We start from the raw sequence: 22479 nt of genomic DNA, 5'->3' as shown, positions 1-22479 counted from the left end.
CGCCCGCCGCCCACCCCGTCAACGCCGCCCAGATGGCGCCTTGTTCAGCGGTCTCCTAGGCGTTCGCGTCCACGGTTGGCCAAGGTCGGGTGATCGGTGGTGGTCCTCCGGGTCGTCGACGGCGGCGCGCTCGGCATTGCGCCGAAGACCTGGCTATCGTCGGTTCGTCATCTGCAGCTGGCTATCTCGGCACCGACTGGAAGTTGAGGGATCGACATCGCTGTCGCGGCCGTCTTCGCCATCACGGCAGTCGTATGGCTGGTCATGTCCGTCCGTTCGCCGCGTCTGCGAGCGACGCTGTATGCCATCCCGATCCCGATCACGATCGCGCTCGTCGCCGGGTCGTCGGGTGAGTCGAGTGGGCAGTACCTCGGCGTGATCCTGCTGGTCGGCTTCATGTACGCCGTCGCAGCGTTGCAGCAGGCAGTCGGTCGGATGCTCGCTGTGGCTGGGGCGCTGCTCGGATACCTCGGGATCGCCGCGGCGCTTCACCAATGGGCTGACATGCCGTCCTGGATGGCGTTCAGCCTCGCGGTCGTAGCCCTGGCCGCGCTGCGAGTCTGGAACCGAAGGCACGCCCGGGCGGACGGGGACGCACCCGACCACCGGCCGCCCGGCCTGGTCGAGTACGCGGTCGTCCCGATCGCCACCTCCGGCACCTGGGCGTTGGGCACTGCGCTCGGTCCGTTCCTCGTGACCTTCCCCTACTCGGGCGTGCCGACCGCCCTCTCGATCCGATCGGGACGACTGGAGTTCGCTGTCAGCTTCGCTGGCCGGGCGTGGCTGTTGCTCGGGTTTCTGGGTGCGTTCCATGTCGGCCGAGAACAGATGTCGTTCTGGCCCTCGCTCGGCGTGGCCTGGGTCCTATTTGCAGCTGCCGCGCTGGGCACGCATCGAGGCTGGACCGGCCGCCGTGCGTCGGCACCCTGAGACAGGCCGTGACGCCCGCTGACGGGACGGGTGGTGACGGTGGCGCGAGACTCGTCGGAGTCGAACCGGAGCCCCACCAGCAGGAGAGTGCTCATGCCAGGCCCCTCATCGCCTCGACGAAGACGGCCGCGCGCTCGGCGTAGTCCTTGAAGACCCCGAAGCTCGGCGCCGCCGGGGAGAGCAGCACGACCCCGTCCGGGGCGGCCCAGGCGTACGCCGCTGCGACGGCTGCCTGCAAGTCGGGCATCTCGCGTACGGCGACCCTCGGAGCATGCTGGCGAAGAGTGGCGGCGATGCGGGGGCCGTTGTCAGGCAGCGTCAGCACGAGCACCTCGGGTGCGCGGCCGTCGAGGCCGGCGGCGAGCGGGCGATAGTCGATCCCGCGGTCCTGCCCCCCGACGAGCAGCGCCACCCGGCGGGCCGGGAACGAGTCCACCGCGGCCAGGGTCGGCAGCGTGTTGGTGCTCAGGCTGTCGTCGATGAAGTCGACGCCGGCGACCTGGCCCACTGGGGTCAGCCGGCTCCGGAGCGGTTGATAGGTCGCCGCCGCCCCGGCGAGAGCGGTGTCGTCCTCGGCCCCGGGAACGCCGAGGGCGCGGATCACGGCGCCGGCCAGTGACGCGTTGCGAAGGTTGTGCCGGCCGATCAGGTGCAGCGCCTCGGTCCAGGGGGCCAGCTCTTCAGGCACGTAGCGGACGTGCGGGCCCAGCGCATCGGCGTGCCGTCCGAGCTCGGGGTCGCCGACCGGGGCGAGGACGACTTCGACACCAGGCCGCGTGCACAAGGAGAGCTTGTCGGCGACGTAGTTCGGATAGCCGCGGTGCCAGGTCAGGTGGTCTTGGCTCAGCGAGGTCACCGCGACGACGCGAGGGCCGCTGTGGATCGCCTGGGCCTGGTAGCTCGACGTCTCGATCAGGTACCAGTCGTGCTCGCCGGCCTGGGGGTCCCAGGGCGCGTTGCCCAGGTTCCCGCCCGTGAAGACGTCCGCACCCAGCCCCCGGGCGAGCGCCCCGGCGATCGCGGTCGTGGTCGACTTCCCCTTGGTTCCGGTGATGCACGCGACCCGCTCGCGCGGCGCGGAGTCCAGCCACAGGCTGAGGCCGCTGGTGATCCGGGTGCCGGCGTCGGCCAGGGCGAGAGCCGGTGCGTCGTACGGGCTGATCCCCGGGCTCTTGATGACCACGTCGCAGGCGCGCAGGCGGTCCAGGCCACCGTCGTCCAGGCCGAGGACGGGCTGTCCCTCGACCTCGACGCCGGACTCCCGGTCCACCACGACGCTGGGGACGATGCCGTCGGCCGCGAGCCTGCGCAGGCTCGCTGAGCCCTCCACCCCGACGCCCCAGACGCCGACCCTGACGTGGGCGAGGTCCGACCAAGAGGTCAAGGCTGGAGATCCGGAACGAAATGGTGGCCGATCGGCGCGAGCAGTTCCGTCTCGGTCGGCACGTCCTTGCCCAAGTCGTCGACGTACGCCGTCAGCCGCGCCAGCAGCTCGTTCCCCACGCGATCGGGGCGCCCGGCCGCGAGTCGCAGGGCGGTGCGGCATTCGGCCTCGTCGCCCACGCACTCCAAGGGCTTGTCGAGACCCGGGTGGCCGAGGAGGGACTGGAACACCGGCTCCAGCTCGGGGTTGGCGAGTGGCTCATTGCCCTTGAAGATCGCCTCGAGTCGCTCTCGCTCGAGGTAGGGCGAGAGGATGAGGTCGATGAAGGCACACTTGTCACAGGTTCCGCACCAGGTGCTCAGTCGGCTCGCATCGTCGACGTAGAACGCCCTGTTGCAGCTGCGGAACGCGTGGTGGTAGTCGGGGAGGTCGGCGAAGCGCCGCGCCACCCAGAGCTCGCTGAACGGGCGCAGCTCGGAGTAGTAGTCGATGCCGCGGACGCCCTCGGCGAGCAGGTCGCGGAAGCGGGACTCGAACTCCTCACCCTTGCTCCACTGGTGGTTGACGGACACCCCGTTGGCGCGCAGCCGGGTCGGTTCGCTGGCTGAGTGCTCGTTCGACATCACCACCCGGTCGTGTCCGTGGGCCGCCGCCGTCACCACCGCGGCGGCGGAGATGATCGCGGTGACCGGGACGTGCCCGTTCAGATAGCCGCGCGCCCGCGACTCGAGGACCTTGGGGTCCAGGTGCCTGCGGACGCGGCGTACCGGGAGCTCGGTGATCGCGGCCGTCTTCTCGATCGGCTCGAAGTCGACGTCGGAGGTGTTCGCGATGAACAGCGCGGCGTCGGGGCGCGTCTTGCGGATCTCCTCGACGACCACGACCGAGTCGATGCCGCCACCGAAGGGAACCAGCGGGCCCGAGGTCGGCACGTGAGTCGGGGTGTCGGGCACCGGGCGTTCGGCGGCTTCGATCCGCAGACCTGTGATGTCCGCGCCGCTGTCGCGATAGGAGAACTCCGCGAGGCCGTTGAGGTGGTAGGCCAGGAGGAAGTCCCGTTCCAGGGGGGTCAGGCCGTCGGCAGGCCCGAGGATCAACGGCGGCGCCCCGGTCTTGTAGTACGAGATCCCGGCCAGCAGGAACAGCACGCGGGCGGCGGCCTGGACGGCCGGACTGAGGAAGTCCGCGCCGTCGTCGGTGAACTCGAACCGCTCGGTGAAGCGCTCGTCGTCGAGGGTGTACTCGCAGGTCAGCACACCGTCCGCGGTGATGGAGAAGCCTTGATAGGCAAAGACCTTGCCGCGCGGGCGCCGTGTCGAACTCACCGCCAAAGGATAGCGGTGGGACGAGTGCCCGCTTGGTCCGCGTGAGCCTGCCGGTGGGCCCTCACGCGGGGCGCCTGGCCACCCCACCGATCTGTGACGCGGGCTTCGCCGCGTATCGGTGATTTGGGCTAAGTCGGCCGGCCGGGTGGACGATCATGCTGACGGGGATGGGCCTTGCAGACCCAAGGGCACTGCGCCGGCGAACACCCGACCGGTCCGGGCCGTGGACGGCAGGGGACGGTCGAAGGGAAGACATGCGGATCTGGCCGGCGAGGCGAGACGTCGTGACACCGGCGTCGTCCACGCCCCTGCGCGTCCTGGCGGGACTGTTGACGGCGCTGGCCATCGTGGGCGCGACCTATGCAGGCGTCTCGGCGCTGCGCGGCGACGCGCGCGCGGCGGAGGAGGCCGCGACCCGGTTGGTCGCGCTGCGTCTCGACATGTTCCGGATGCTCGACATCCCGTGGGGAGCCTCACCGGCCGAGACCGACAGGCCACAGCGGGTCGTCAGCGAGCTCCTCGGCGCGGAGCAGACCGTCCGGGCCGAGGTCGACGACCTGACGCGGTCCCCAGGGCTCCCGGAGCGCGAGGAGTTCCTCGAGCACTTCGACCGGTCGGTGGAGACCCTCGAGGTGGTCCTGGCAGCCGTGGCGGCGCAGGACGACGACGCGGGCGGCAACGCCGGCACCGTCGCGGCGCGCCAGATGTACCGGGCCGACGCCGTCCTCCGGCAGGCCGCTCGCCGGTTCCAGGCCGAGGCCGATCGGTCGGCCAGGCAGGAGGCCGTCGGATCGATGGTCCTGATCGGCGTCCTGTTCCTGGCCTTCGCCGCCTACTACGTCCGTTCGGTGCGGTCGCGGGCCGCGCTCGCGGGGGCGGCGACCGAGCTGGCGGAGGCGCGCGACGCCGCCCTCGACGCCGCGTCGTACAAGTCCGCCTTCCTGGCCACGATGAGCCACGAGATCCGCACCCCGCTGGGTGGACTGATCGGGCTCAACGAGCTGCTCCTGCGCACACCCCTTGACCCCTACCAGCAGCAGTTGGCCACCGGCGCCGACGCCTCCGGGCGGACCCTGCTGCGCCTGGTCAACGACGTCTTGGACCTCTCGAAGATCGAGGCCGGGCGGCTGGTGCTCGAGAGCATCGACTTCGACCTGCGCACGGTGCTCGACGAGGTAGCGGTCGTGCTCGGCATCCAGGCGCGGAGCAAGGGCATCGAGCTCGTCGTCTCCTGCGCCCCCGACGTGCCCGAGCGGCTGCGCGGAGACCCCACCCGTCTCGGGCAGGTGGTCTTCAACCTCACCTCGAACGCCCTGAAGTTCACCTCGGCCGGGGAGGTCTCCGTCAGGGCGCTCGCCTACGACCAGGTCACCCGCACGGCGGTGCTGCGGGTCGACGTGAGCGACTCCGGCCCGGGCGTTGCGCCGGACGAGCGCGAGGTCATCTTCGAGCCCTACGCCCAAGGCGATGCGTCCACGACACGCAAGCACGGGGGCACCGGCCTCGGGTTGGCGATCGCCCGGCAGATCGTCGAGGCCATGGGCGGGACGATCGGCGTGGACGACGCGCCGGGCGGGGGAGCGCTGTTCTGGTTCACCGTTCCGCTCGTGCCGGCCGCGGGACCTTCCCCGATGGACGCCGACGAGTCCGGGTCGGGGGCCGGGTCGCTGGCCGGGCGCCGGATCCTCGTGGTCGACGACAATGCGACCAGCCGGATGGTGCTGTGCGAGCAGCTCGAGCAGTGGCAGGCGACCACCGCCGCCGCGCCGGGCGGACCGGAGGCGCTCGCGCTGCTGGCGGCCTCGGCCGAGGCGGGTGAGCCCTTCGACGCCGTCCTGGTCGACCGCGCGATGCCCGAGATGGACGGCCCGGAGCTGATCGGCCGGATCCGGGCCGGCGAGGCGCTGGCCGACCTCTCGATCCTCCTGCTCAGCTCCGCGCCGGACCCCCGAGCGGAGGGAGTCGTTCCCGGCGTGGCGACGATCCTGACCAAGCCCGTCCCCGCACACATGCTGCGGGACGCCGTGTCGAAGCTGTTCGCGCCGCGTGCCGTGGCGCGACCGGCCGCTCCGAACGAGGTCGGGGCGCCAGGAGCCGACCCGCGCGACGCCGTCGGCGGCGAGCCGCGCGTCCTCGTCGTGGACGACGACGAGGTGAACCGACTGGTCGCCGGAGCCCTCCTCACGTCGATGGGCTACCGGCCGGTCGAGGCGGCCGACGGGGAGGAGGCCGTCGAAGCGTTCCAGGGTGCCGCGGCCGGACCGTTCGCGGCTGTGCTGATGGACGTCCACATGCCTCGACTCGACGGCCACGCCGCCACCCGCGCCATCCGCGACCTGGAGGGCGGGCGGTCTCGGGTGCCGATCCTGGCCCTCACGGCCACCGCGGTCGACACCGAGCGAGCGGACTGCCTCGACGTGGGCATGGACGACCTGCTGACCAAGCCGTTGGGCCGTGAGGAGCTCCGGGCAGCCCTCGACACCTGGGTCCGCCGCGACGCTTCGGATTCGTCCGCGCCGCACGGCTCCGGAGAGTCGCGGCACGTGCGAGAGTGACGTCGTGACGGGCACGGTGCACTCGGCCGGCATCGCACTCGACGTGCTCGAGTGCTTCGCCGACGACGAGGAGCCGGGCGTTGACGACCCTGGTGTCCCGCGGCCTCGTCTCGCGCAGCGCAGAGACGGCCCGCTACCGGCTCGGCATGCGGCTCTACGAGCTCGGCCAGCTGGCCATGACCCGCAACCACCTGCGCACGATGGCCCTGCCTACCCTGGTCCAGCTGCGCCACGCCTCCGGGCTCACCGTCCAGCTCGCGATCCCCGACGGCGCGGACGTCGTGTACGCCGAGCGGCTGGAGACCAACCTCGGCGTCGCGCTGCTGCGACGCACCGGCCGCCGGCTGCCCGCCCACACGACCAGCAGCGGCAAGGCCATCGCGGCGTTCAACCCCAGCTTCGCCGAGGCCCGCCGGGCGGCCGGCTTCCCGGCCCGGACCGCGTTCACGCTCACCACCGTCGAGCAGTGGGAGGAGCGGCTCGCCGAGACGCGGCGCCAGCACGGCGCCATCTCGTTCGACGAGGCCACCGTCGGCGTCGGCTCCTGCGCCGCGCCGCTGCACGGACCGTCGGGTGAGGCGATCGCCGGCGTCAGCCTGGTCGGACCCACCGAGAGCTTCCGCGCCCAGGGCGGCCACCTGCTGAGCCTGGTCGTCGCCGCGGCGGCCAAGCTCTCCCGGTCCGCGCCGCCCTCACCCTGACGTTCCGCCCTCGGGAACGTTCGTCGGCGGGCGGGTCGCCGCCTCCTAACGTGCCGCTATGACCACCGTCACATCCGCCGGCGTGATCGTCCGGACCGCCTCGGAGGAGGCACGCGCATGAGCGACCTGCAGTTCTTCGGCCACGTCATCGACGGCGAGGAGGTCGAGTCCCTGTCGGGCAAGCGGTTCGACACCGTCAACCCCTACACCCAGGAGGTCTTCGGCGAGGTGGCCGAGGCCCAGGAGGAGGACGCCCAGCGGGCGATCACCGCGGCCCGCCGGGCCTTCGACGAGGGGCCCTGGCCGCGGATGGGCCGGCGGGAGCGGGCCGCCCACATCCACGCCCTCGCCGACCTGATGGAGGAGCGGACCGACGACCTGGCCACCCTGGACGCCCTCGACATGGGCAAGCCGCTGGTCCAGGCCCGCCACGACGTCGCCCGGTCGGTGCACAACTTCCGCTTCTTCGCCGACCACCAGCGCGACGCGACTGGCGAGACCTACCCGATGGACACCGGCCACCACAGCTACTCGGAGTACGGCCCGGCCGGCGTGGTCGCCGCGATCAGCCCGTGGAACTTCCCGCTGATGATGGCCACCTGGAAGATCGCCCCCGCGATCGCCTGGGGCAACACCGTGGTCGCCAAGCCCTCGGAGGACACCCCGGCCTCGGTGACCATGCTGGGCCGCCTCGCGGTCGAGGCCGGGCTGCCGAACGGGGTGATCAACACGATCAACGGCTTCGGCGTCCCCGCCGGCTCGACGCTGACCGCCGACCCGCGCGTCGACCGGGTCACGTTCACCGGCGACTCGAAGACCGGCAAGGTGATCATGGCCTCCGCTGCCACCCACCTCGCCCCGGTCTCGCTGGAGCTCGGCGGCAAGGGCGCCAACCTCGTCTTCGACGACGCCGACCTCGACAACGCCGTCCACTGGGCCGTCGAGGCGATCTTCCGCAACGCCGGGCAGATCTGCCTCGCCGGGTCGCGGCTGTTCGTGCAGTCGGGCATCTACGACGCGTTCATGGAGCGGTTCCGGGCTGCCGCCGAGGCGCTGGTGATCGGTGACCCGTTCGACCCGCGCACCCAGTTCTCCTCGCTGGCCTCGAGGCGGCACTTCGACAAGGTCAAGGGGTACGTCGACTCGGTCGAGGCCGAGGGCGGCACCGTGCTGACCGGGGGCACCGACCCCGACGGTCGCTGGCTGGTGCGGCCGACGATCATCACCGACCTGCCGCTGACCGCCTCGCACTACTGCCAGGAGATCTTCGGCCCCGTCGTCGTGGTCAACCGCTTCGAGGACGAGGAGGAGGTCGTCCACCTGGCCAACGACACCCGCTACGGCCTCAACGCGATGCTGTTCACCGAGAACCTCTCCCGGGCGCACCGGGTGGCCTCGCGGCTGCGCGCCGGCACCGTCTGGGTGAACTGCTTCTTCATCCGCGACCTGCGCACGCCCTTCGGCGGGGTCGGTGACTCCGGGGTCGGCCGCGAGGGCGGCACGTTCAGCCGCGAGTTCTTCACCGAGCCGAAGGCGATCGTGATGCAGATCGACCGCGGGCCCCGAGGGTGAGCCGGGGCGAGGCGAGCGTCGTGCCGACCGTGCGCATCGAGCCCAGTGGCTTCGTCGCCCGCCTGCAGCCGGGCGAGCCGGTGCTGGCCGGGCTGCACCGGTGCGGCTTCACCGTCCGCCAGGTCGGCTGCCGCCGCGGAGGCTGCGGCATCTGCAAGCTCGAGCTGGTCCAGGGAGAGGTGACCTACGAGAAGGCGGTCGCCGGCACCGTGCTCACCTCCGACGAGCGAGCCTCGGGCACCTGCCTGACCTGCCGCGCCGTACCGGCCGGCGACATCACCCTGCACATCGACATCGAGGACGTGAGCGCCGCGCCCACGGGCCTGCTGAAGTACCTCAACATCGCCGCCACCGGCCCTGACAAGGAGTAAGCAATGGGAGTCATGAGGATGGGCTACGCCCATGTCCGGGTCACGGACATGGCGGAGGCCAAGGACCACTACGCCACGACGATGGGTCTCTACGAGACGCGCTCCGACGTCAGCGCCGACGGCAACCAGCGGGTGTTCTACAAGGGCTGGGACGAGTGGGACCACCACTCGGTCGTGCTCGAGGAGGGCGGGGTCGGCGTCGTCAAGTACGGCTGGAAGGTCGAGTACGAGTCCGACATCGACGACATCGAGCGGAAGGCCCGCGACTTCGGCCTCACCGTCGAGCGGATGAGCGCCGGCGAGAACCCCGAGATCGGCGACGGCATCCGCTTCACCACCCCCTCCGAGCACGTCTTCGAGGTCTACCACCAGGCCACCGCCATCGGCACCGAGGTGGGCACCCACAACCCCGACGCGTTCCCCCGGCACCTGGTCGGCGTCGGCGTCCCGGCGCTGGACCACTCGCTGATCACCTGCGAGGACCCCGCACTGATGCAGTCGATGCTCGAGCGGGTCTTCGGCTTCTACGCCACCGAGCGGGTGCAGACCTCCCTCGACGACGACGCCCACCTGATCGCCACCTGGATGACCAGCAACAACCAGATCCACCAGCTCGCCTGCCTCGAGGGCCCGCAGGCCAAGCTGCACCACTTCGCGTTCCGCCTGGGCGACTGGAACGAGGTGGGCCGCGCCGCCGACCTGATGGCGATGGACGACGTGCCGATCGACGTCGGCCCGACCCGGCACGGCATCACCCGCGGCCAGACGGTCTACTTCTTCGACCCCTCGGGCAGCCGCAACGAGGTCTTCGCCGGCGGCTACCTCGCCTACCGTGACCGGCCGGTCTCGGTGTGGACCCCCGAGCAGCTCGGCAAGGGCATCTTCTACCACGCCCGTGAGCTCAACGACCGCTTCACCACCGTCCTGACGTGAGCCACCTGCGACCGGCCCTCGCCCTGACCCACGTCGGGGCGAGGGCCGCTCTCGACGCCGCCCTCGCGTACGCCGCGTCGCTGGGCGTGCCGGTCAACGTCGCCGTGACCGACGCCGGCGGGGCGCTGCTCGCCTTCGCCCGGATGGACGGCGCCTTCGCGGCCTCGGCCGACATCGCGATCGACAAGGCGCGCACCGTCGCGGGCTTCGGCGGCGCGCCCACCGACGAGCTCTACGCCGCCATCGAGTCCGAGCCCGCGGTGCGGGACGGGATCGCCGGCCGCCCGGGCGTGGCCGCCTTCGGCGGTGGCGTCCCCGTCGTCGTCGACGGCGAGCCGGTCGGCGCGATCGGGGTCTCCGGGGGCAGTGCCGCCCAGGACCGGGCCGTCGCCGAGGCGGGAGCGCGCGCCGTGGCACCCACACCGAACCCGACCCCTCGAGAGGACACCACATGACCACCTGGACCGCCGACGCCGTCGCGACCGAGCTGCTCGCCTGCGAGGCGGAGCGTCGGGACCGCACGAAGTTCACCGACGAGTGGCCCGACCTCGACGTGGCCACCGGCTACCAGATCCAGGCCGAGACGCTGCGTCGCCGCCTGGCCCGAGGCGAGCGGGTCACCGGGGTCAAGCTGGGCCTGACCAGCAAGGCCAAGCAGGAGCGGATGGGCGTGAGCACCCCGCTGGTGGCCTGGTTGACCGACGCCATGGTCCTCGAGGACGGGCAGCCCGTGCCCCAGCAGGCGCTCATCCACCCCCGGATCGAGCCCGAGATCGTCTTCGTCATGCGCGAGCGGCTGGAGGGCCCCGGCGTCACGGCGGCGCAGGCGCTGGCCGCGGTCGGGGAGGTGCGCGCCGGCGCCGAGGTGATCGACAGCCGCTACCGGGAGTTCAGGTTCACCGCCGCCGACGTCGTGGCCGACAACGCCTCCTCGGGGGCCTACCTGCTGGGCGCGGTGGCGCTCGCCCCGGGCGACCTCGACCTCGCCGCCGAGGCAGTGGAGGTGGTGGTCGACGGGCAGGTCGTGCACCGGGCCACCGGGGCCGACGTGCTGGGCCACCCGGCGGAGGCCCTGGCGCTGGCGGTCAACGACCTCGCCGGGCGGGGCATCGCCGTCGAGCCGGGCTGGGTCGTGCTCACCGGCGGCATGTCGGACGCCGTGCCGGCCACGCCGGGCTCGACCGTGACCTGCCGCTTCGCCACGCTGGGCGACGTCACGCTCTCCTGCGGTCCGGCCCACTGATGCCGTTCATCGACGTCACGCTGGTGGAGGGCCGCACCCCCGAGCAGCTGCGGGCGCTGGTCACGGCGCTGACCGAGGCGGCGGCGACCGCGATCGACGCGCCCCGGGAGAGCGTGCGCGTCGTGCTCCGCGAGGTGCCGGCGACCCACTGGGCGGCGGGCGACGTGACGATCGCCGAGCGCCGGGCTCCGGACGCCTGAGGCGCGACCACGGACGGCAACGCCCGGTGACCCCGCGGGGTCACCGGGCGTTCGCGTCGTCCGCGGCGCTGGAGGTCAGGCCGGGGCGGCCTCACGGTCGCGGAGCAGGTCGAGGGCGATGTCGATGATCATGTCCTCCTGGCCGCCGACGAGGCGGCGCTTGCCGACCTCGACGAGCAGGTCGCGGGCCTCGACGCCGTACTCCGCCGCGGCGTTCTCGGCGTGCCGCAGGAACGAGGAGTAGACGCCGGCGTAGCCCAGCGTCAGCGTCTCCCTGTCGACGCGGACCGGTCGGTCCTGCAGGGGGCGGACGAGGTCGTCGGCGGCGTCCTGGAGCTTGAAGACGTCGCAGCCGTGCTGCCAGCCCATCAGGTCGGCCACCGCGATGAACGGCTCGATGGGGGCGTTGCCGGCTCCCGCGCCCTGGCCCGCGAGCGAGGCGTCGACCCGGGTGACGCCCTCCTCGACGGCGACGACCGAGTTCGCCACCGACAGCGAGAGGTTCTCGTGGGCGTGGATGCCGAGCTGGGTCTCCGGCTTCAGCACGTCGCGGTAGGCGCGGAAGCGCTCACGCACCCCGTCCATGGTGAGCCGGCCGCCGGAGTCGGTGACGTAGACGCAGTGGGCGCCGTAGGACTCCATCAGCTTGGCCTGCTGGGCCAGCTCCTTGGGCCCCGACATGTGCGACATCATCAGGAAGCCCGAGACGTCCATGCCGATCTCGCGGGCGGTCTCGATGTGCTGCTTGGCGACGTCGGCCTCGGTGCAGTGGGTGGCGATGCGCACCGAGCGCACGCCCAGGGCGTAGGCCTCCTTGAGGTGCTCCGCGGTGCCGATGCCGGGCACGAGCAGCGAGGTCAGCTTGGCGTTCTTGATGACCGACGCGGCGGCCTCGATCCACTCCCAGTCGGTGTTGGAGCCAGGGCCGTAGTTGATCGACCCGCCGCCGAGACCGTCACCGTGGGTGACCTCGATCGCGTCGACGCCGGCATCGTCGAGCGCGGCGACGATGCGCTTGAGGTCCTCGGGGTCGATCCGGTGCCGGATCGCGTGCATGCCGTCACGGAGCGTGACGTCCTGGATGTAGAGGCGGTCGACGACCTGGGGCTGGCTCATGCGGGGACTCCTTCGGTGCGGGTGGCGGCCAGTTGCTGGGCGATCGCCTCGCCGGTGCGCAGGGCTGCGGAGGTCATGATGTCGAGGTTGCCGGCGTAGGCCGGCAGGTAGTGCGCGGCGCCCTCGACCTCGAGGAACACCGCGACCTTGTGGCTCACGGCGACCTCGCCGACGCCCTTGCCGAGCATCGTGTGCACCGGCTCGCCGTCGGGCACGCGGGTGAACTGCACGGCCTGCTTGAGGCGGTAGCCGGGGACGTACTCGGCGACCCTGGCCACCATGTCCTCGACGGCTCGCCGGATCGCGTCCTGCTGCTGACCCTCGGGGTCGTTGATCAGGCAGAACACGGTGTCGCGCATGATCAGCGGCGGCTCGGCGGGGTTGAGGATGATGATCGCCTTGCCGGTCCAGGCTCCGCCGACGGCCTCGATCGCGTGCGAGGTGGTCTCGGTGAACTCGTCGATGTTGGCTCGGGTGCCCGGGCCGGCCGACTTCGAGGCGATCGAGGCCACGATCTCGGCGTAGGGCACCTCGGTGACGCTCGACACCGCCGCCACGATCGGAATGGTGGCCTGGCCGCCGCAGGTGACCATGTTCAGGTTGTCGAGGCCGATGTGCTGCTCGAGGTTGACGGCCGGCACGACGAAGGGGCCGATCGCGGCGGGCGTGAGGTCGACGAGCTTCTTGCCGTACGCCGAGAGCTTGGCCGCGTTGGCGCGGTGCGCGCCGGCGGAGGTGGCGTCGAAGACGATGTCGATCTCGTCGAAGTGCTCCATCGCGATCAGGCCGTCGACCCCCTCGTGGGTGGTCGGCACCTTGAGCCGGGCGGCGCGGGCGAGCCCGTCGGAGGCGGGGTCGATGCCGACCATCGCCCCCATCTCGAGGGTCTCGGAGGTGCGCAGCACCTTGATCATCAGGTCGGTGCCGATGTTGCCGGACCCGATGATGGCCACCTTGGTCGACGCGTGCTCACTCATTCACTGCTCCTTGGAGAAGGTCGCGGTCACCGAGCCGAGGCCGGTGATGTCGGCGCGCACGACGGCGCCGGGGGACAGGGGGTGCACGGGGCCCAGGGCCCCGGAGAGGATCACCTGGCCGGCGCGCAGCGGCTCGCCGTAGTCCAGGGCGGCGGCGGCGAGCCAGGCGAGCGCGTTCAGCGGGTCGCCGAGGCAGGCGGCACCGGTGCCGGTCGAGACCTCCTCGCCGTCGCAGGTCATCACCATCTCGACGTCGACCGGCTCGAAGTCGTCGAGCGTGCGGCGCTCGGCGCCGAGAACGTAGAGGCCGCTGGAGGCGTTGTCGGCGACCGTGTCACCGAGCCGGATGTCCCAGTCGGTGATGCGCGAGTCGACGATCTCGATGGCGGCGCGCGCGTGGTCCACGGCGCCCCGCACCGACTGTGCGGTGAACGGGCCCTCGGTCAGGTCGGCGGAGAGCACGAAGGCGATCTCGGCCTCGGCACGCGGCTGCAGCAGTCGGCCCATCGGCACGGTGTCGTGCTCGGCGTACTCCATGTCGTCGACGAGCACACCGAAGTCGGGGGTGTCGACGCCGAGCCACTGCTGCACGGCGGGGGAGGTGAGGCCGATCTTGCGGCCCACGACCCGGGCGCCGGAGGCCAGCCGGTCGGCGATGATCAGGGACTGGACGGCGTAGGCCGCGGCGACGTCGTCGCTGCCGATGAGGTCGCGCACTGGCGCGCACGGGACGCCGGAGGCGGCCGCCTGCTGCAGCCGCTCGGCCGCGGCGCGGACGTCGTCGCCGGCGACGGCGTCGGATGGTGTCGTGGTCATGGCACGATCGTGGGGGCGAGTGACCGTGGGTGCGAGGGTTGAGTTCCGGTGAGCGGAACCCTGGAGCAGAATGGCGTCATGACCGAGCCGGCCCTCGACCCCGCCAGCGTGCTGGGCAAGGCGATGCGGGTGCTGGAGGCCTTCGCCCCCGACGACACCGGCGTCGGCTTCGCCGAGCTGCAGCGCCGGACCGGGCTGCCCAAGGCCACCCTGCACCGGGTGGCGGGCGACCTGGTGGCCTCGCGGCTGCTGACCCGCATCGACGGCGACTACCACCTGGGATCGCACCTGTTCGAGCTCGGCATGCGCGCGTCGGTGGAGCGCACCCTGCTCGAGGTGGCCACCCCGTTCCTGGAGGACCTCTACGAGCGCACCCACGAGACCGTCCACCTGGGCCTGCGGGAGGGCGCCGAGGTGGTCTACGTGGCGAAGTTCGGCGGCCACCGCCAGGTCTCCTCGCCGTCGCGCATCGGTGGCCGGATGCCGGTCCACGCCACCGCGATCGGCAAGGCGCTGCTCGCGTGGGCCGATGAGTCGGAGCGGATCGCTGTGCTGTCGGGGCCGCTGCCGCGCCGCACCCCGCGGACCATCACCGCGCCGGGCCGGCTGCGCCAGCAGCTCGACCGGGTCCGGGAACAGGGGGTCGCCTTCGAGCACGAGGAGGGGGCGGCCGGGCTCGTGTGCGTCGCCGCGCCCGTGCTCGACAGCCGGGACCGACCGGTGGCGGCGATCAGCGTGGCCGGTGCGGTCACCCGGTTCCGGCCGGCGGACCACGTCGCCTCGGTGCGGGCCGCCGCGGCCGGGATCGCCGCGACGCTGGCTCGTCGGGAGGCACTAGGACCGGCCTGAGCCGGCTGTCCAGGCACGGTGGCGCCGGCGGTGGAGTGGGAGCGGTTCCAGCCACGAATTGCACAGACTTCTGGACGAAGTCCGCTGGCCGTTGACACGCGATGTGACCCCCGTCATAGTCCTGTGCCCAATAGGAGTGGAAACGGTTCCACCACCGGTCGAGGTCAGGAGCGTCCAACCATGCGCAAGCTCACCATCCGACGAGGAGGGGCGGTCGGGTCCGCGGTGGCCCTCGTGGCCGCGACGGCCGCCGCGTGCGGCGGCGGCGAGTCCGAGGCCACCCAGTCCGAGCTCGGCAAGGACGACGTCCTCACGATCACCACGTTCAGCGACTTCGGCTACGACAAGCTGATCGACGAATGGAACGCCGATCCCGACCGGCCGTTCACCGTCAAGATGACCAAGATCGCCGACTGGGACCCCTGGAAGAAGACGCTGACCCAGGACCTGCAGGCCGGTCACGGGCTCACCGACATCGTCGCGGTCGAGGGCGATGCGATGCCGGCGTTCCTCGCCGACGGGGCCTCCGACCAGTTCGCCGACCTGTCCGACCCCGAGCTCGAGGACCGGTGGGTCGACTACGCCTACCAGGCCGCGCAGACCGCCGACGGCAAGCAGATCGGCTACCCGACCGACGCCGGCCCCGAGGCGTTCTGCTACCGCGCCGACCTGTTCGAGAAGGCCGGGCTGCCCAGCGACCGTGAGGCGGTGAAGCCGATCTTCGAGAGCTGGGACTCCTACTTCGCCGCCGGCGAGGAGTTCGTCGCCAAGGTCCCCGGCAGCAAGTGGTACGACTCCAGCGGCTCGATCGCCCAGGCGATGCTGAACCAGGCCGAGTTCCCGTTCCAGACCGAGGACAACACCGTCGACGTCGAGAACCCCGAGCTCGAAGAGGTGTGGAACACCGTCACCGAGTACTCGGAGACGCTCTCCCCCCAGGTCGTGCAGTGGGGTGAGGACTGGACCGCCAACTTCCGCAACGACGGCTTCGCCACCATGCCGTGCCCCGGATGGATGTTCTCCAACATCAAGTCCTCGGCCCCGAAGGTCGAGGGCTGGGACATCGTCGACGCGTTCCCGGGCGGTGGCGGCAATTGGGGCGGCTCCTACCTCGCCGTCCCGATGCAGTCCGAGCACCAGGAGGAGGCCCAGGAGTTCGCCGCCTGGCTGACCGCCGCCGACCAGGAGGTCGCCGCGTTCGACGCGGCCGGCAACTACCCGGCCAACCTCGAGGCCCAGCAGGTGCTGGCCGACCGCAACGAGACCGACGCGTACTTCAACGACGCGCCGACCGCCGAGATCCTGGCCTCCCGCGCCGCCGCCGTCGAGCCGGGCCGTCCCTACAAGGGGGACAAGTACTCCGACATCCTCGGCCTCTTCCAGACCGCCATCCAGCGCGTCGACGAGGGATCCTCCCCGGACGACTCGTGGGAGACGTTCGTGCAGGCCGTCGGCAGCCTCTGAGCCCGCCCACTCCCTGACCCAGCACCGGCGTCGCCGCCGGGGAGGTCGCAGCGACCTCCCCGGCCCGGCGCCGGCCCGACGACCGAGAGGCGGAGTGCGTTGGCGACCGACCAGGCAGTCAAGACCGCTGACCCCGAGACACCGACCCGCAGGCCACCACCGAGACTCACCTGGCGGCAGCGGCGCGCCCGATGGGACATGCGCCTCTCGCCCTACCTCTACGTCGTTCCGTTCTTCGCGGTGTTCCTCGTCGTCGGGGTCTACCCGATGGTCTACTCGGGCTACCTCTCGTTCTTCTCCTGGCCCCGCTACGGCCCCCATCACGGAGACCCGGTGGGGTTCGCCAACTACGCCCACGTGCTCCAGGACCCGGTCTTCCACAAGGCGTTCTGGAACACCATCGGCATCTTCCTGCTCTCCTCGGTGCCGCAGGTGATCCTCGCGACCGTGATCGCCGCGATGCTCGACACCCAGTTGCGCGGGCGCACCTGGTGGCGGATGAGCGTGCTGCTCCCGTTCGTGGTCTCGCCCGCCGCGACCGCGCTGATCTTCGGCAGCCTGTTCGCCGACAAGACCGGCCTGGTCAACGAGGTGATCCACGCGGTGGGCCTGCCCAAGGTCGGGTGGCACTCCGACCGGCTCGCCAGCTGGACCGCCATCGCGTCGATGGTCAACTACCGCTGGACCGGCTACAACACGCTGATCATCCTCGCCGCCCTCCAGGCGGTCTCCAGCCATCTCTACGAAGCGGCGGCGATCGACGGAGCCGGCCGGGTGAAGCAGTTCTTCCACGTCGCACTGCCGTCGATCCGGCCGACCATGCTCTTCGTCATCGTCACCTCGACGATCGGCGGCCTCCAGATCTTCACCGAGCCCCGCCTGTTCGACACCAACCTGCAGTTCCAAGGCGGTGCCGACTACCAGTACCAGACGCTCACGATGTACGTCTTCAACACCTCCAACAGCGCCACCGACCCGTATCCACGCGCGGCCGCCGCCACCTGGATCATCGTCTTGATCATCATCACGATCGCGCTGCTCAACTTCGCCGTCACCCGGATGATCCAGAGGAGGTCGGAGAGGTGAACCGACGACCCGGATTCCTCGTCTACGGACTGCTGTCGGCCTTCGTGCTCGGCTCGGTCTTCCCCCTCTACTGGTCCTTCGTGATCGGCTCGGTCACCAAGGAGCGCGCGATCCACAGCCCGCCGCCGCTCTACCCCGGCGGCCACTTCTTCGACAACGCGAGGCGCGTCTTCGACCAGATCGACTTCTGGTCCGCGCTCGCCAACTCGATCATCATCTCCGGGGTCTCCGCGGCGTCGGTGGTGTTCTTCTCCACGCTGGCCGGCTACTCCTTCGCCAAGCTGAGGTTCCGCGGCAGCAACGTCGGGATGGCGTTCGTGATCGCGACGATGGCCATCCCGACCCAGCTCGCGCTGATGCCGCTGCTGAAGGAGTTCAGCAACATCGGTCTCGCCGGCACCCGCACCGCCGTGGTGCTGCCCTGGCTGGTCACCGCGTTCGGGGTCTTCTTCATGCGGCAGTTCCTGGTCGACGCGATCCCCGACGAGCTGATCGAGGCGGCCCGGGTCGACGGGTGCTCGCAGATCCGCACGTTCTGGACCGTCGCGGTCCCCGCGGCCCGGCCGGCGATGGCGATCCTCGCCCTGTTCACGTTCATGCACACCTGGACCGACTTCATGTGGCCGCTGCTGATCCTCCAGGGGTCCGACGTGCAGACGCTGCAGACGGCGCTGGAGCAGCTCAAGATCGCGCCGGCCGGTGGGATCGCAGACATCGCGCTGCTCCAGGCCGGAACCCTGCTCGCCACGATCCCGCTGCTCATCCTGTTCATCGCGACCGGCCGCCAGCTCGTGGCCGGCATCATGCAAGGAGCCGTCAAAGGATGACGACCCGAGAGTTCCCGCCCGGCTTCCTCTGGGGGGCGGCCGCGGCGGCCTACCAGATCGAGGGCGCCGTCGACGCCGACGGGCGCACCCCCTCCATCTGGGACACCTTCGTCACCGTGCCCGGCGCGATCCTGCACGGCGACAATGCCGATCAGGCCTGCCAGCACTACGAGCGGATGCCCCAGGACGTCGCGCTGATGAAGCAGCTGGGCCTCCCGGCGTACCGCTTCTCGGTGGCCTGGCCGCGGATCCGCCCCGACGGGGGGCCGGTCAACCGGCGCGGTCTGGACTTCTACGACCGGCTGACCGACGAGCTGCTCGCCGCCGGCATCACCCCGTGGCTGACCCTCTATCACTGGGACCTCCCGCAGGCCCTCGAGGACGCCGGCGGCTGGACCAACCGCGACACCGCGCACCGGTTCCTCGACTACGCGATGACCGTCCACGACGCACTCGGTGACCGCGTCCACGCGTGGACCACCCACAACGAGCCGTGGTGCGCGGCGTTCATGGGCTACACCAACGGCGGTCACGCACCGGGTCGCCAGGAGGGTGTCGCCGGGGTCGTCGCGGCGCACCACCTGCTGCTCGCGCACGGCCTCTTCGTCGACGAGGTACGCCGCCGGGGCGGCACCGCCGAGAACGGCGGGTCCGTGGGCATCACGCTCAACCTGACGGTGGCCGACCCCTTCGACCCGACGCGCGCGGCCGACGTCGAGGCGGCGCGACGCCTCGACGGCTTCCACAACCGGGTGTTTCTCGACCCGCTGTTCCGCGGCCGCTACGCCGACGACCTGGCCGCCGACACCGAGGGCATGCTCTTCGAGGGCCGGCGCTGGCAGGAGTTCGTCCACGACGGCGACCTCGAGCTGATCGGCGCGCCGATCGACTTCCTCGGGGTGAACTTCTACCACGGCGATGTCCCGGCGGCGCTGCCCTTCGACGTCGAGCCCGACCAGCTCCTCGGGAGCCGGATCGAGCACGCGCCGCGGCCGCGCCAGTCGCCGTACCCCGGCGGCGGCTTCGTCTTCCCGCGGACCGGCCTGCCGACGACCGCCCGCGACTGGGAGATCGACCCGGGGGCGCTGACCAGGCTGCTGGTCCGGGTGAAGGAGGAGTACACCGCGCTGCCCGTCTTCATCACCGAGAACGGCGCGATGGCCGACGACGTGGTCGAGGACGGTGCGGTCCACGACGACGGCCGGCGCGACTACATCGAGCAGCACCTGCACGCGGTGCTGGACGCGATCGACAAGGGTGTCGACGTCGCCGGCTACTTCGTGTGGTCGTTCATGGACAACTTCGAGTGGAGCTACGGCCACGCCCACCGCTTCGGCCTGGTCCACGTCGACTTCGACACCCAGACGCGCACCCCCAAGGACAGCGCCCGTTGGTTCTCGAAGTTGTCCGCTCAGAACCGGCTGCCAGTAGTTTGAGGCCGATGACACTGAACGGGGGAGCGCCCACGCTCGACGAGGTGGCCAAGCTGGCCGGGGTCAGCAAGGCGACGGCCTCGCGCGCCATCAACGGCGGCTCGAAGGTGAGCGCCCGCGCGCAGACGGCGGTCGACAACGCGGTGCGCGAGCTCGGCTACACCCCGAACGCGGCGGCCCGGTCCCTGGTCACGAGACGCACTGGCTCGGTCGCGCTGATCGTGCCCGAGTCCGACGAGCGGATCTTCAGCGACCCGTTCTTCGCCCGGATGCTGCACCTGGTCGCCCGCACCCTGCGCGAGCACGACCTGCAGCTGGTGCTGCTGATCGCCCAGCCGGGAGACGAGGCGGAGCGGCTGCTGCGCTACCTGCGCGGCCGCTACGTCGACGGCGCGATCGTCGCCTCGCACCACCGGGAGGACCGGCTCGCCGAGCACCTCTCGGACCTCGGCCTGCCGTGTGTGTTCATCGGACGCCCCTGGATCGGGGCCGAGCGGGTCGCCTACGTCGACAGCGACAATGCCGGCGCCGCAGCGCAGGCGGTGCGGGTGCTGCTCGAGGGCGGCCGGCGCCGGATCGCCACCATCGCGGGCCCGCCCGACATGCGCGCCGGCCACGACCGGCTGCGGGGCTGGCGCGACGAGCTGGCCGCCGCGGGGCTCGAGACCGGCCTGGTTGCCCACGGCGACTTCACCGAGGACAGCGGCGTCCAGGCCTGCGCGGCCCTGCTCGACGCCGCCGGGCCCGGTGGGATCGACGGCATCTTCGCCGCCTCCGACCTGATGGCGCAGGGAGCCATCCGTGAGCTCGCCCGACGTGGCCTCCGGGTGCCCGAGGACGTCGCGCTCGTCGGCTACGACGACCTCGGCGTCGCCGAGCGCACCGACCCGCCGTTGACCACGCTGCGCAACCCGATCGCCTCGATGGTCGTCGAGGCGATCAGGCTGCTCACGGAGTCGATCGACCAGGGTGGCGGGGGCGGCCCCCGCCGGGTGGTCTTCGTGCCCGAGCTGGTGCGGCGCGCGTCCGCCTGACCTGGGCGGCTCGCTCAGCCGACCGGGTCCGGGTGGGGGAGCGAGTGCTCCCGAGCGACCTGCTTGGCCCACTTGTAGTCGGCCTTGCCGGCGGGGGTGCGCTTGACCTCCGGGACGACGACCAGCTCGCGCGGCACCTTGTAGCCGGCGAGGGCGGCCCGGGCGTGGGTCTGGATCTCCTCGAGCGTCGGCTCGCGCCCGTCGCGTGGGGAGACCACCGCCGCGACCTTCTCGCCGAGCCGCTCGTCGGGCACCGCGACGACGAGCACGTCGGCGACGGCCGGGTGTCCGTGCAGCACGTTCTCGACCTCCTCGACGTAGACCTTCTCGCCGCCGGTGTTGATGCACTGCGAGCCGCGCCCGAGGAACACGATCGAGCCGTCGTGGTCGCGGTAGCCCATGTCACCCAGCACCGAGCAGCGGCGACCGTCGGGCAGCGTGCGGAACGTGCGCGCGGTCTTCTCGTCGTCCTTGTAGTAGCCCTGCGGCACCGGCCCGAGCCGGGCGATGAAGCCGACGTTCTCGGGTCCGGCCGGGATCTCGGCGAGCGTGTCGTCGACGACGAGCATCTTGTCGGTCGCCGGCACCCGCAGGTTGCCGGACTCGTCGAGGGTGATCTCGCCGTCGTTGCCGGACTCCGAGGCCCCGAAGTTGTCACGCTGCATGGCGTTCGGTGCCAGGGCGCGGAACCGGTCGCGGCAGGCCTGTGACCAGATCGCCCCGCCGGAGGTGACCATGAACAGCGCCGAGTAGTCGACCTCGTCCTTGCGGCGCTCCATCTCGTCGGCCAGGGGCATGCCCATCGCGTCGCCGACGATCAGCAGGCTCTGCAGCCCGTCGTGGGCGATGCCGTCGACGATCTTCTCCGGGTCGAAGTCGCGGAGCATCACCAGCCGGCCGCCGAAGATGAAGTAGAAGAACATCGCGTAGGACGCGGCGCCGTGCATCAGCGGCGCCGCGATCAGGAACGAGATCGGTGGCATCGCCTGGGCGGCGGCCGCGAGCGACTCGAGGTCGGGGTGCGCGTCCCCGTAGGGGTTGCCGCCGGAGAGCGGCTTGTGGAACAGGTCGTCGTGGGTCCACACCACGCCCTTGGGGTAGCCGGTGGTGCCGCCGGTGTAGAGGATGTAGTGCTCCTCGCCGGTGCGGGGGGCGAAGTCGCGCTCGGTGGACTGGTCCCGCCAGCCTGAGAAGTCGATCAGGGGTAGTCCGCGGTCGGAGGCCGCCGCCCGCAGCTCGGGGTCGACCTCGCCGAGCACGAAGACGGTACGCAGCAGCGGCAGCCGCGCCAGGATCCGCGCCAGCGACCGCTGGTGGGCGGCCTCCTCGACGACGACGGCGATCGAGTCGGAGTTGACGAAGAGGTACTCCAGCTCGGCGTCGGTGTAGCGGTAGTTGACGTTGATCGGCACCGCGCGCACCTTCAGCAGGCCCACCATCGCGGTGACGTGCTCGACGCAGTTCTTCAGGAACAGCGCGACGTGATCGCCGGCCGCGACGCCCGAGGCGGCCAGCAGGTGGCCGACCTGGGTCGCCTCGCGGTCGAACTCGGCGTAGCTGAGGCTGCGACCCTCGTAGGTGAGAGCGACCCGGTCGGGGACGGCGTCGGCGACGGTCTCGAACACGGTGGCGAGGTTGAACTTCACGGCGCGGCTCCTCTGCC

General features: G+C 71.3%; 21 protein-coding genes. 15 read left to right on the top strand and 6 right to left on the bottom strand.

The features are described 5' to 3' along the window. Positions 1-264 precede the first annotated feature (264 nt). A complete protein-coding gene (locus D6B71_RS03055) occupies positions 265-930 on the top strand; it encodes a hypothetical protein (protein ID WP_121251788.1) in 666 nt (221 codons plus the stop codon). A gap of 91 nt (positions 931-1021) precedes the next feature. On the opposite strand, the gene murD is transcribed toward D6B71_RS03055, so the two are convergent. Then, positions 1022-2314 (bottom strand): UDP-N-acetylmuramoyl-L-alanine--D-glutamate ligase, encoded by a 1293-nt coding sequence (murD, locus tag D6B71_RS03050; RefSeq protein ID WP_164519515.1) that lies wholly within the window; start codon positions 2312-2314, stop codon positions 1022-1024. Then, positions 2311-3639 carry a MurL-like N-terminal domain-containing gene (locus D6B71_RS22590; RefSeq protein WP_164519514.1) on the bottom strand — a complete coding sequence of 443 codons (1329 nt, stop codon included), beginning with the start codon at positions 3637-3639 and terminating at the stop codon, positions 2311-2313. Before D6B71_RS22590 ends, murD begins: the two co-directional genes overlap by 4 nt. A gap of 284 nt (positions 3640-3923) precedes the next feature. Between D6B71_RS22590 and D6B71_RS03040 the strand changes: the two genes are divergently transcribed. The 8 genes from D6B71_RS03040 to D6B71_RS03005 all read left to right on the top strand — a co-directional run bounded on the left by D6B71_RS03040 (position 3924) and on the right by D6B71_RS03005 (position 11214). Continuing rightward, positions 3924-6194, top strand: coding sequence for a response regulator (locus D6B71_RS03040; RefSeq protein ID WP_164519513.1), 2271 nt, complete (start codon positions 3924-3926; stop codon positions 6192-6194). Positions 6195-6274: 80 nt separating this feature from the next. Continuing rightward, positions 6275-6895 (top strand): IclR family transcriptional regulator, encoded by a 621-nt coding sequence (locus D6B71_RS03035; RefSeq protein WP_121251780.1) that lies wholly within the window; start codon positions 6275-6277, stop codon positions 6893-6895. A 117-nt stretch (positions 6896-7012) separates the two neighbouring features. Beyond that, complete coding sequence (locus D6B71_RS03030) at positions 7013-8467, top strand: aldehyde dehydrogenase (protein ID WP_121251778.1); 1455 nt, start codon at positions 7013-7015, stop codon at positions 8465-8467. A gap of 20 nt (positions 8468-8487) precedes the next feature. Continuing rightward, the gene (locus D6B71_RS03025) at positions 8488-8838 is read left to right on the top strand and encodes a 2Fe-2S iron-sulfur cluster-binding protein (RefSeq protein WP_121251945.1); all 351 of its coding nucleotides are present in this window, start codon (positions 8488-8490) and stop codon (positions 8836-8838) included. Between the two features lie 3 nt (positions 8839-8841). Continuing rightward, positions 8842-9771 (top strand): catechol 2,3-dioxygenase, encoded by a 930-nt coding sequence (locus D6B71_RS03020; protein WP_121251776.1) that lies wholly within the window; start codon positions 8842-8844, stop codon positions 9769-9771. Then, on the top strand, positions 9768-10226 hold the full coding sequence (locus tag D6B71_RS03015; protein WP_240641015.1) for a GlcG/HbpS family heme-binding protein: 459 nt from the start codon (positions 9768-9770) through the stop codon (positions 10224-10226). The genes D6B71_RS03020 and D6B71_RS03015 overlap by 4 nt, the downstream gene beginning before the upstream one ends. Continuing rightward, a complete protein-coding gene (locus D6B71_RS03010; protein ID WP_121251774.1) occupies positions 10223-11014 on the top strand; it encodes a 2-keto-4-pentenoate hydratase in 792 nt (263 codons plus the stop codon). The genes D6B71_RS03015 and D6B71_RS03010 overlap by 4 nt, the downstream gene beginning before the upstream one ends. Next, positions 11014-11214: a 2-hydroxymuconate tautomerase family protein gene (locus D6B71_RS03005; protein WP_121251773.1), complete on the top strand. Its 201-nt coding sequence runs from the start codon at positions 11014-11016 to the stop codon at positions 11212-11214. The genes D6B71_RS03010 and D6B71_RS03005 overlap by 1 nt, the downstream gene beginning before the upstream one ends. A gap of 75 nt (positions 11215-11289) precedes the next feature. Here D6B71_RS03005 and dmpG read toward each other — a convergent pair whose 3' ends face one another. The 3 genes from dmpG to D6B71_RS02990 are packed head-to-tail and all read right to left on the bottom strand — an operon-like array spanning position 11290 to position 14123. Beyond that, positions 11290-12330 carry a 4-hydroxy-2-oxovalerate aldolase gene (gene dmpG, locus D6B71_RS03000; RefSeq protein ID WP_121251771.1) on the bottom strand — a complete coding sequence of 347 codons (1041 nt, stop codon included), beginning with the start codon at positions 12328-12330 and terminating at the stop codon, positions 11290-11292. Next, positions 12327-13307 carry an acetaldehyde dehydrogenase (acetylating) gene (locus tag D6B71_RS02995; protein WP_164519512.1) on the bottom strand — a complete coding sequence of 327 codons (981 nt, stop codon included), beginning with the start codon at positions 13305-13307 and terminating at the stop codon, positions 12327-12329. The genes dmpG and D6B71_RS02995 overlap by 4 nt, the downstream gene beginning before the upstream one ends. Then, complete coding sequence (locus D6B71_RS02990) at positions 13308-14123, bottom strand: 2-keto-4-pentenoate hydratase (protein ID WP_121251769.1); 816 nt, start codon at positions 14121-14123, stop codon at positions 13308-13310. Between the two features lie 78 nt (positions 14124-14201). On the opposite strand from D6B71_RS02990, the gene D6B71_RS02985 reads away from it, so the two are divergent. The 6 genes from D6B71_RS02985 (at position 14202) to D6B71_RS02960 (ending at position 20816) form a co-directional block, all read left to right on the top strand. After that, on the top strand, positions 14202-14972 hold the full coding sequence (locus tag D6B71_RS02985) for an IclR family transcriptional regulator (protein WP_121251767.1): 771 nt from the start codon (positions 14202-14204) through the stop codon (positions 14970-14972). Positions 14973-15152: 180 nt separating this feature from the next. Continuing rightward, positions 15153-16436, top strand: coding sequence for an ABC transporter substrate-binding protein (locus D6B71_RS02980; protein ID WP_121251765.1), 1284 nt, complete (start codon positions 15153-15155; stop codon positions 16434-16436). A gap of 198 nt (positions 16437-16634) precedes the next feature. After that, on the top strand, positions 16635-17522 hold the full coding sequence (locus tag D6B71_RS02975) for a carbohydrate ABC transporter permease (RefSeq protein ID WP_121251763.1): 888 nt from the start codon (positions 16635-16637) through the stop codon (positions 17520-17522). Continuing rightward, positions 17519-18349 (top strand): carbohydrate ABC transporter permease, encoded by an 831-nt coding sequence (locus D6B71_RS02970; protein WP_121251761.1) that lies wholly within the window; start codon positions 17519-17521, stop codon positions 18347-18349. The genes D6B71_RS02975 and D6B71_RS02970 overlap by 4 nt, the downstream gene beginning before the upstream one ends. Further along, complete coding sequence (locus D6B71_RS02965) at positions 18346-19785, top strand: glycoside hydrolase family 1 protein (RefSeq protein ID WP_121251760.1); 1440 nt, start codon at positions 18346-18348, stop codon at positions 19783-19785. Before D6B71_RS02970 ends, D6B71_RS02965 begins: the two co-directional genes overlap by 4 nt. A gap of 5 nt (positions 19786-19790) precedes the next feature. Beyond that, positions 19791-20816 carry a LacI family DNA-binding transcriptional regulator gene (locus tag D6B71_RS02960; RefSeq protein ID WP_121251758.1) on the top strand — a complete coding sequence of 342 codons (1026 nt, stop codon included), beginning with the start codon at positions 19791-19793 and terminating at the stop codon, positions 20814-20816. Positions 20817-20830: 14 nt separating this feature from the next. Here the strand turns inward: D6B71_RS02960 and D6B71_RS02955 are convergent, their stop codons facing one another. Beyond that, a complete protein-coding gene (locus D6B71_RS02955) occupies positions 20831-22462 on the bottom strand; it encodes an AMP-binding protein (RefSeq protein WP_121251756.1) in 1632 nt (543 codons plus the stop codon). Between the last annotated feature and the right edge of the window lie 17 nt (positions 22463-22479).

This window comes from Nocardioides ferulae (assembly GCF_003660455.1).
Classification (GTDB): Bacteria; Actinomycetota; Actinomycetes; order Propionibacteriales; family Nocardioidaceae; genus Nocardioides; species Nocardioides ferulae.
Note: the sequence above shows the minus strand (reverse complement) of the source record. Positions and strands in the feature narration are given on the sequence as shown.

Bases quoted from the DNA above. Each gene is read 5' to 3' on its own strand.
- D6B71_RS02995 (WP_164519512.1), bottom strand. From the start codon at position 13,307: ATGAGTGAGCACGCGTCGACCAAGGTGGCCATCATCGGGTCCGGCAAC.
- D6B71_RS02965 (WP_121251760.1), top strand. From the start codon at position 18,346: ATGACGACCCGAGAGTTCCCGCCCGGCTTCCTCTGGGGGGCGGCCGCG.
- D6B71_RS03055 (WP_121251788.1), top strand. From the start codon at position 265: ATGTCCGTCCGTTCGCCGCGTCTGCGAGCGACGCTGTATGCCATCCCG.
- D6B71_RS02990 (WP_121251769.1), bottom strand. From the start codon at position 14,123: ATGACCACGACACCATCCGACGCCGTCGCCGGCGACGACGTCCGCGCC.
- D6B71_RS02975 (WP_121251763.1), top strand. From the start codon at position 16,635: ATGCGCCTCTCGCCCTACCTCTACGTCGTTCCGTTCTTCGCGGTGTTC.
- dmpG (WP_121251771.1), bottom strand. From the start codon at position 12,330: ATGAGCCAGCCCCAGGTCGTCGACCGCCTCTACATCCAGGACGTCACG.
- D6B71_RS03020 (WP_121251776.1), top strand. From the start codon at position 8,842: ATGGGAGTCATGAGGATGGGCTACGCCCATGTCCGGGTCACGGACATG.
- D6B71_RS02985 (WP_121251767.1), top strand. From the start codon at position 14,202: ATGACCGAGCCGGCCCTCGACCCCGCCAGCGTGCTGGGCAAGGCGATG.
- D6B71_RS02960 (WP_121251758.1), top strand. From the start codon at position 19,791: ATGACACTGAACGGGGGAGCGCCCACGCTCGACGAGGTGGCCAAGCTG.
- D6B71_RS03010 (WP_121251774.1), top strand. From the start codon at position 10,223: ATGACCACCTGGACCGCCGACGCCGTCGCGACCGAGCTGCTCGCCTGC.
- D6B71_RS03005 (WP_121251773.1), top strand. From the start codon at position 11,014: ATGCCGTTCATCGACGTCACGCTGGTGGAGGGCCGCACCCCCGAGCAG.
- D6B71_RS03030 (WP_121251778.1), top strand. From the start codon at position 7,013: ATGAGCGACCTGCAGTTCTTCGGCCACGTCATCGACGGCGAGGAGGTC.
- D6B71_RS02980 (WP_121251765.1), top strand. From the start codon at position 15,153: ATGCGCAAGCTCACCATCCGACGAGGAGGGGCGGTCGGGTCCGCGGTG.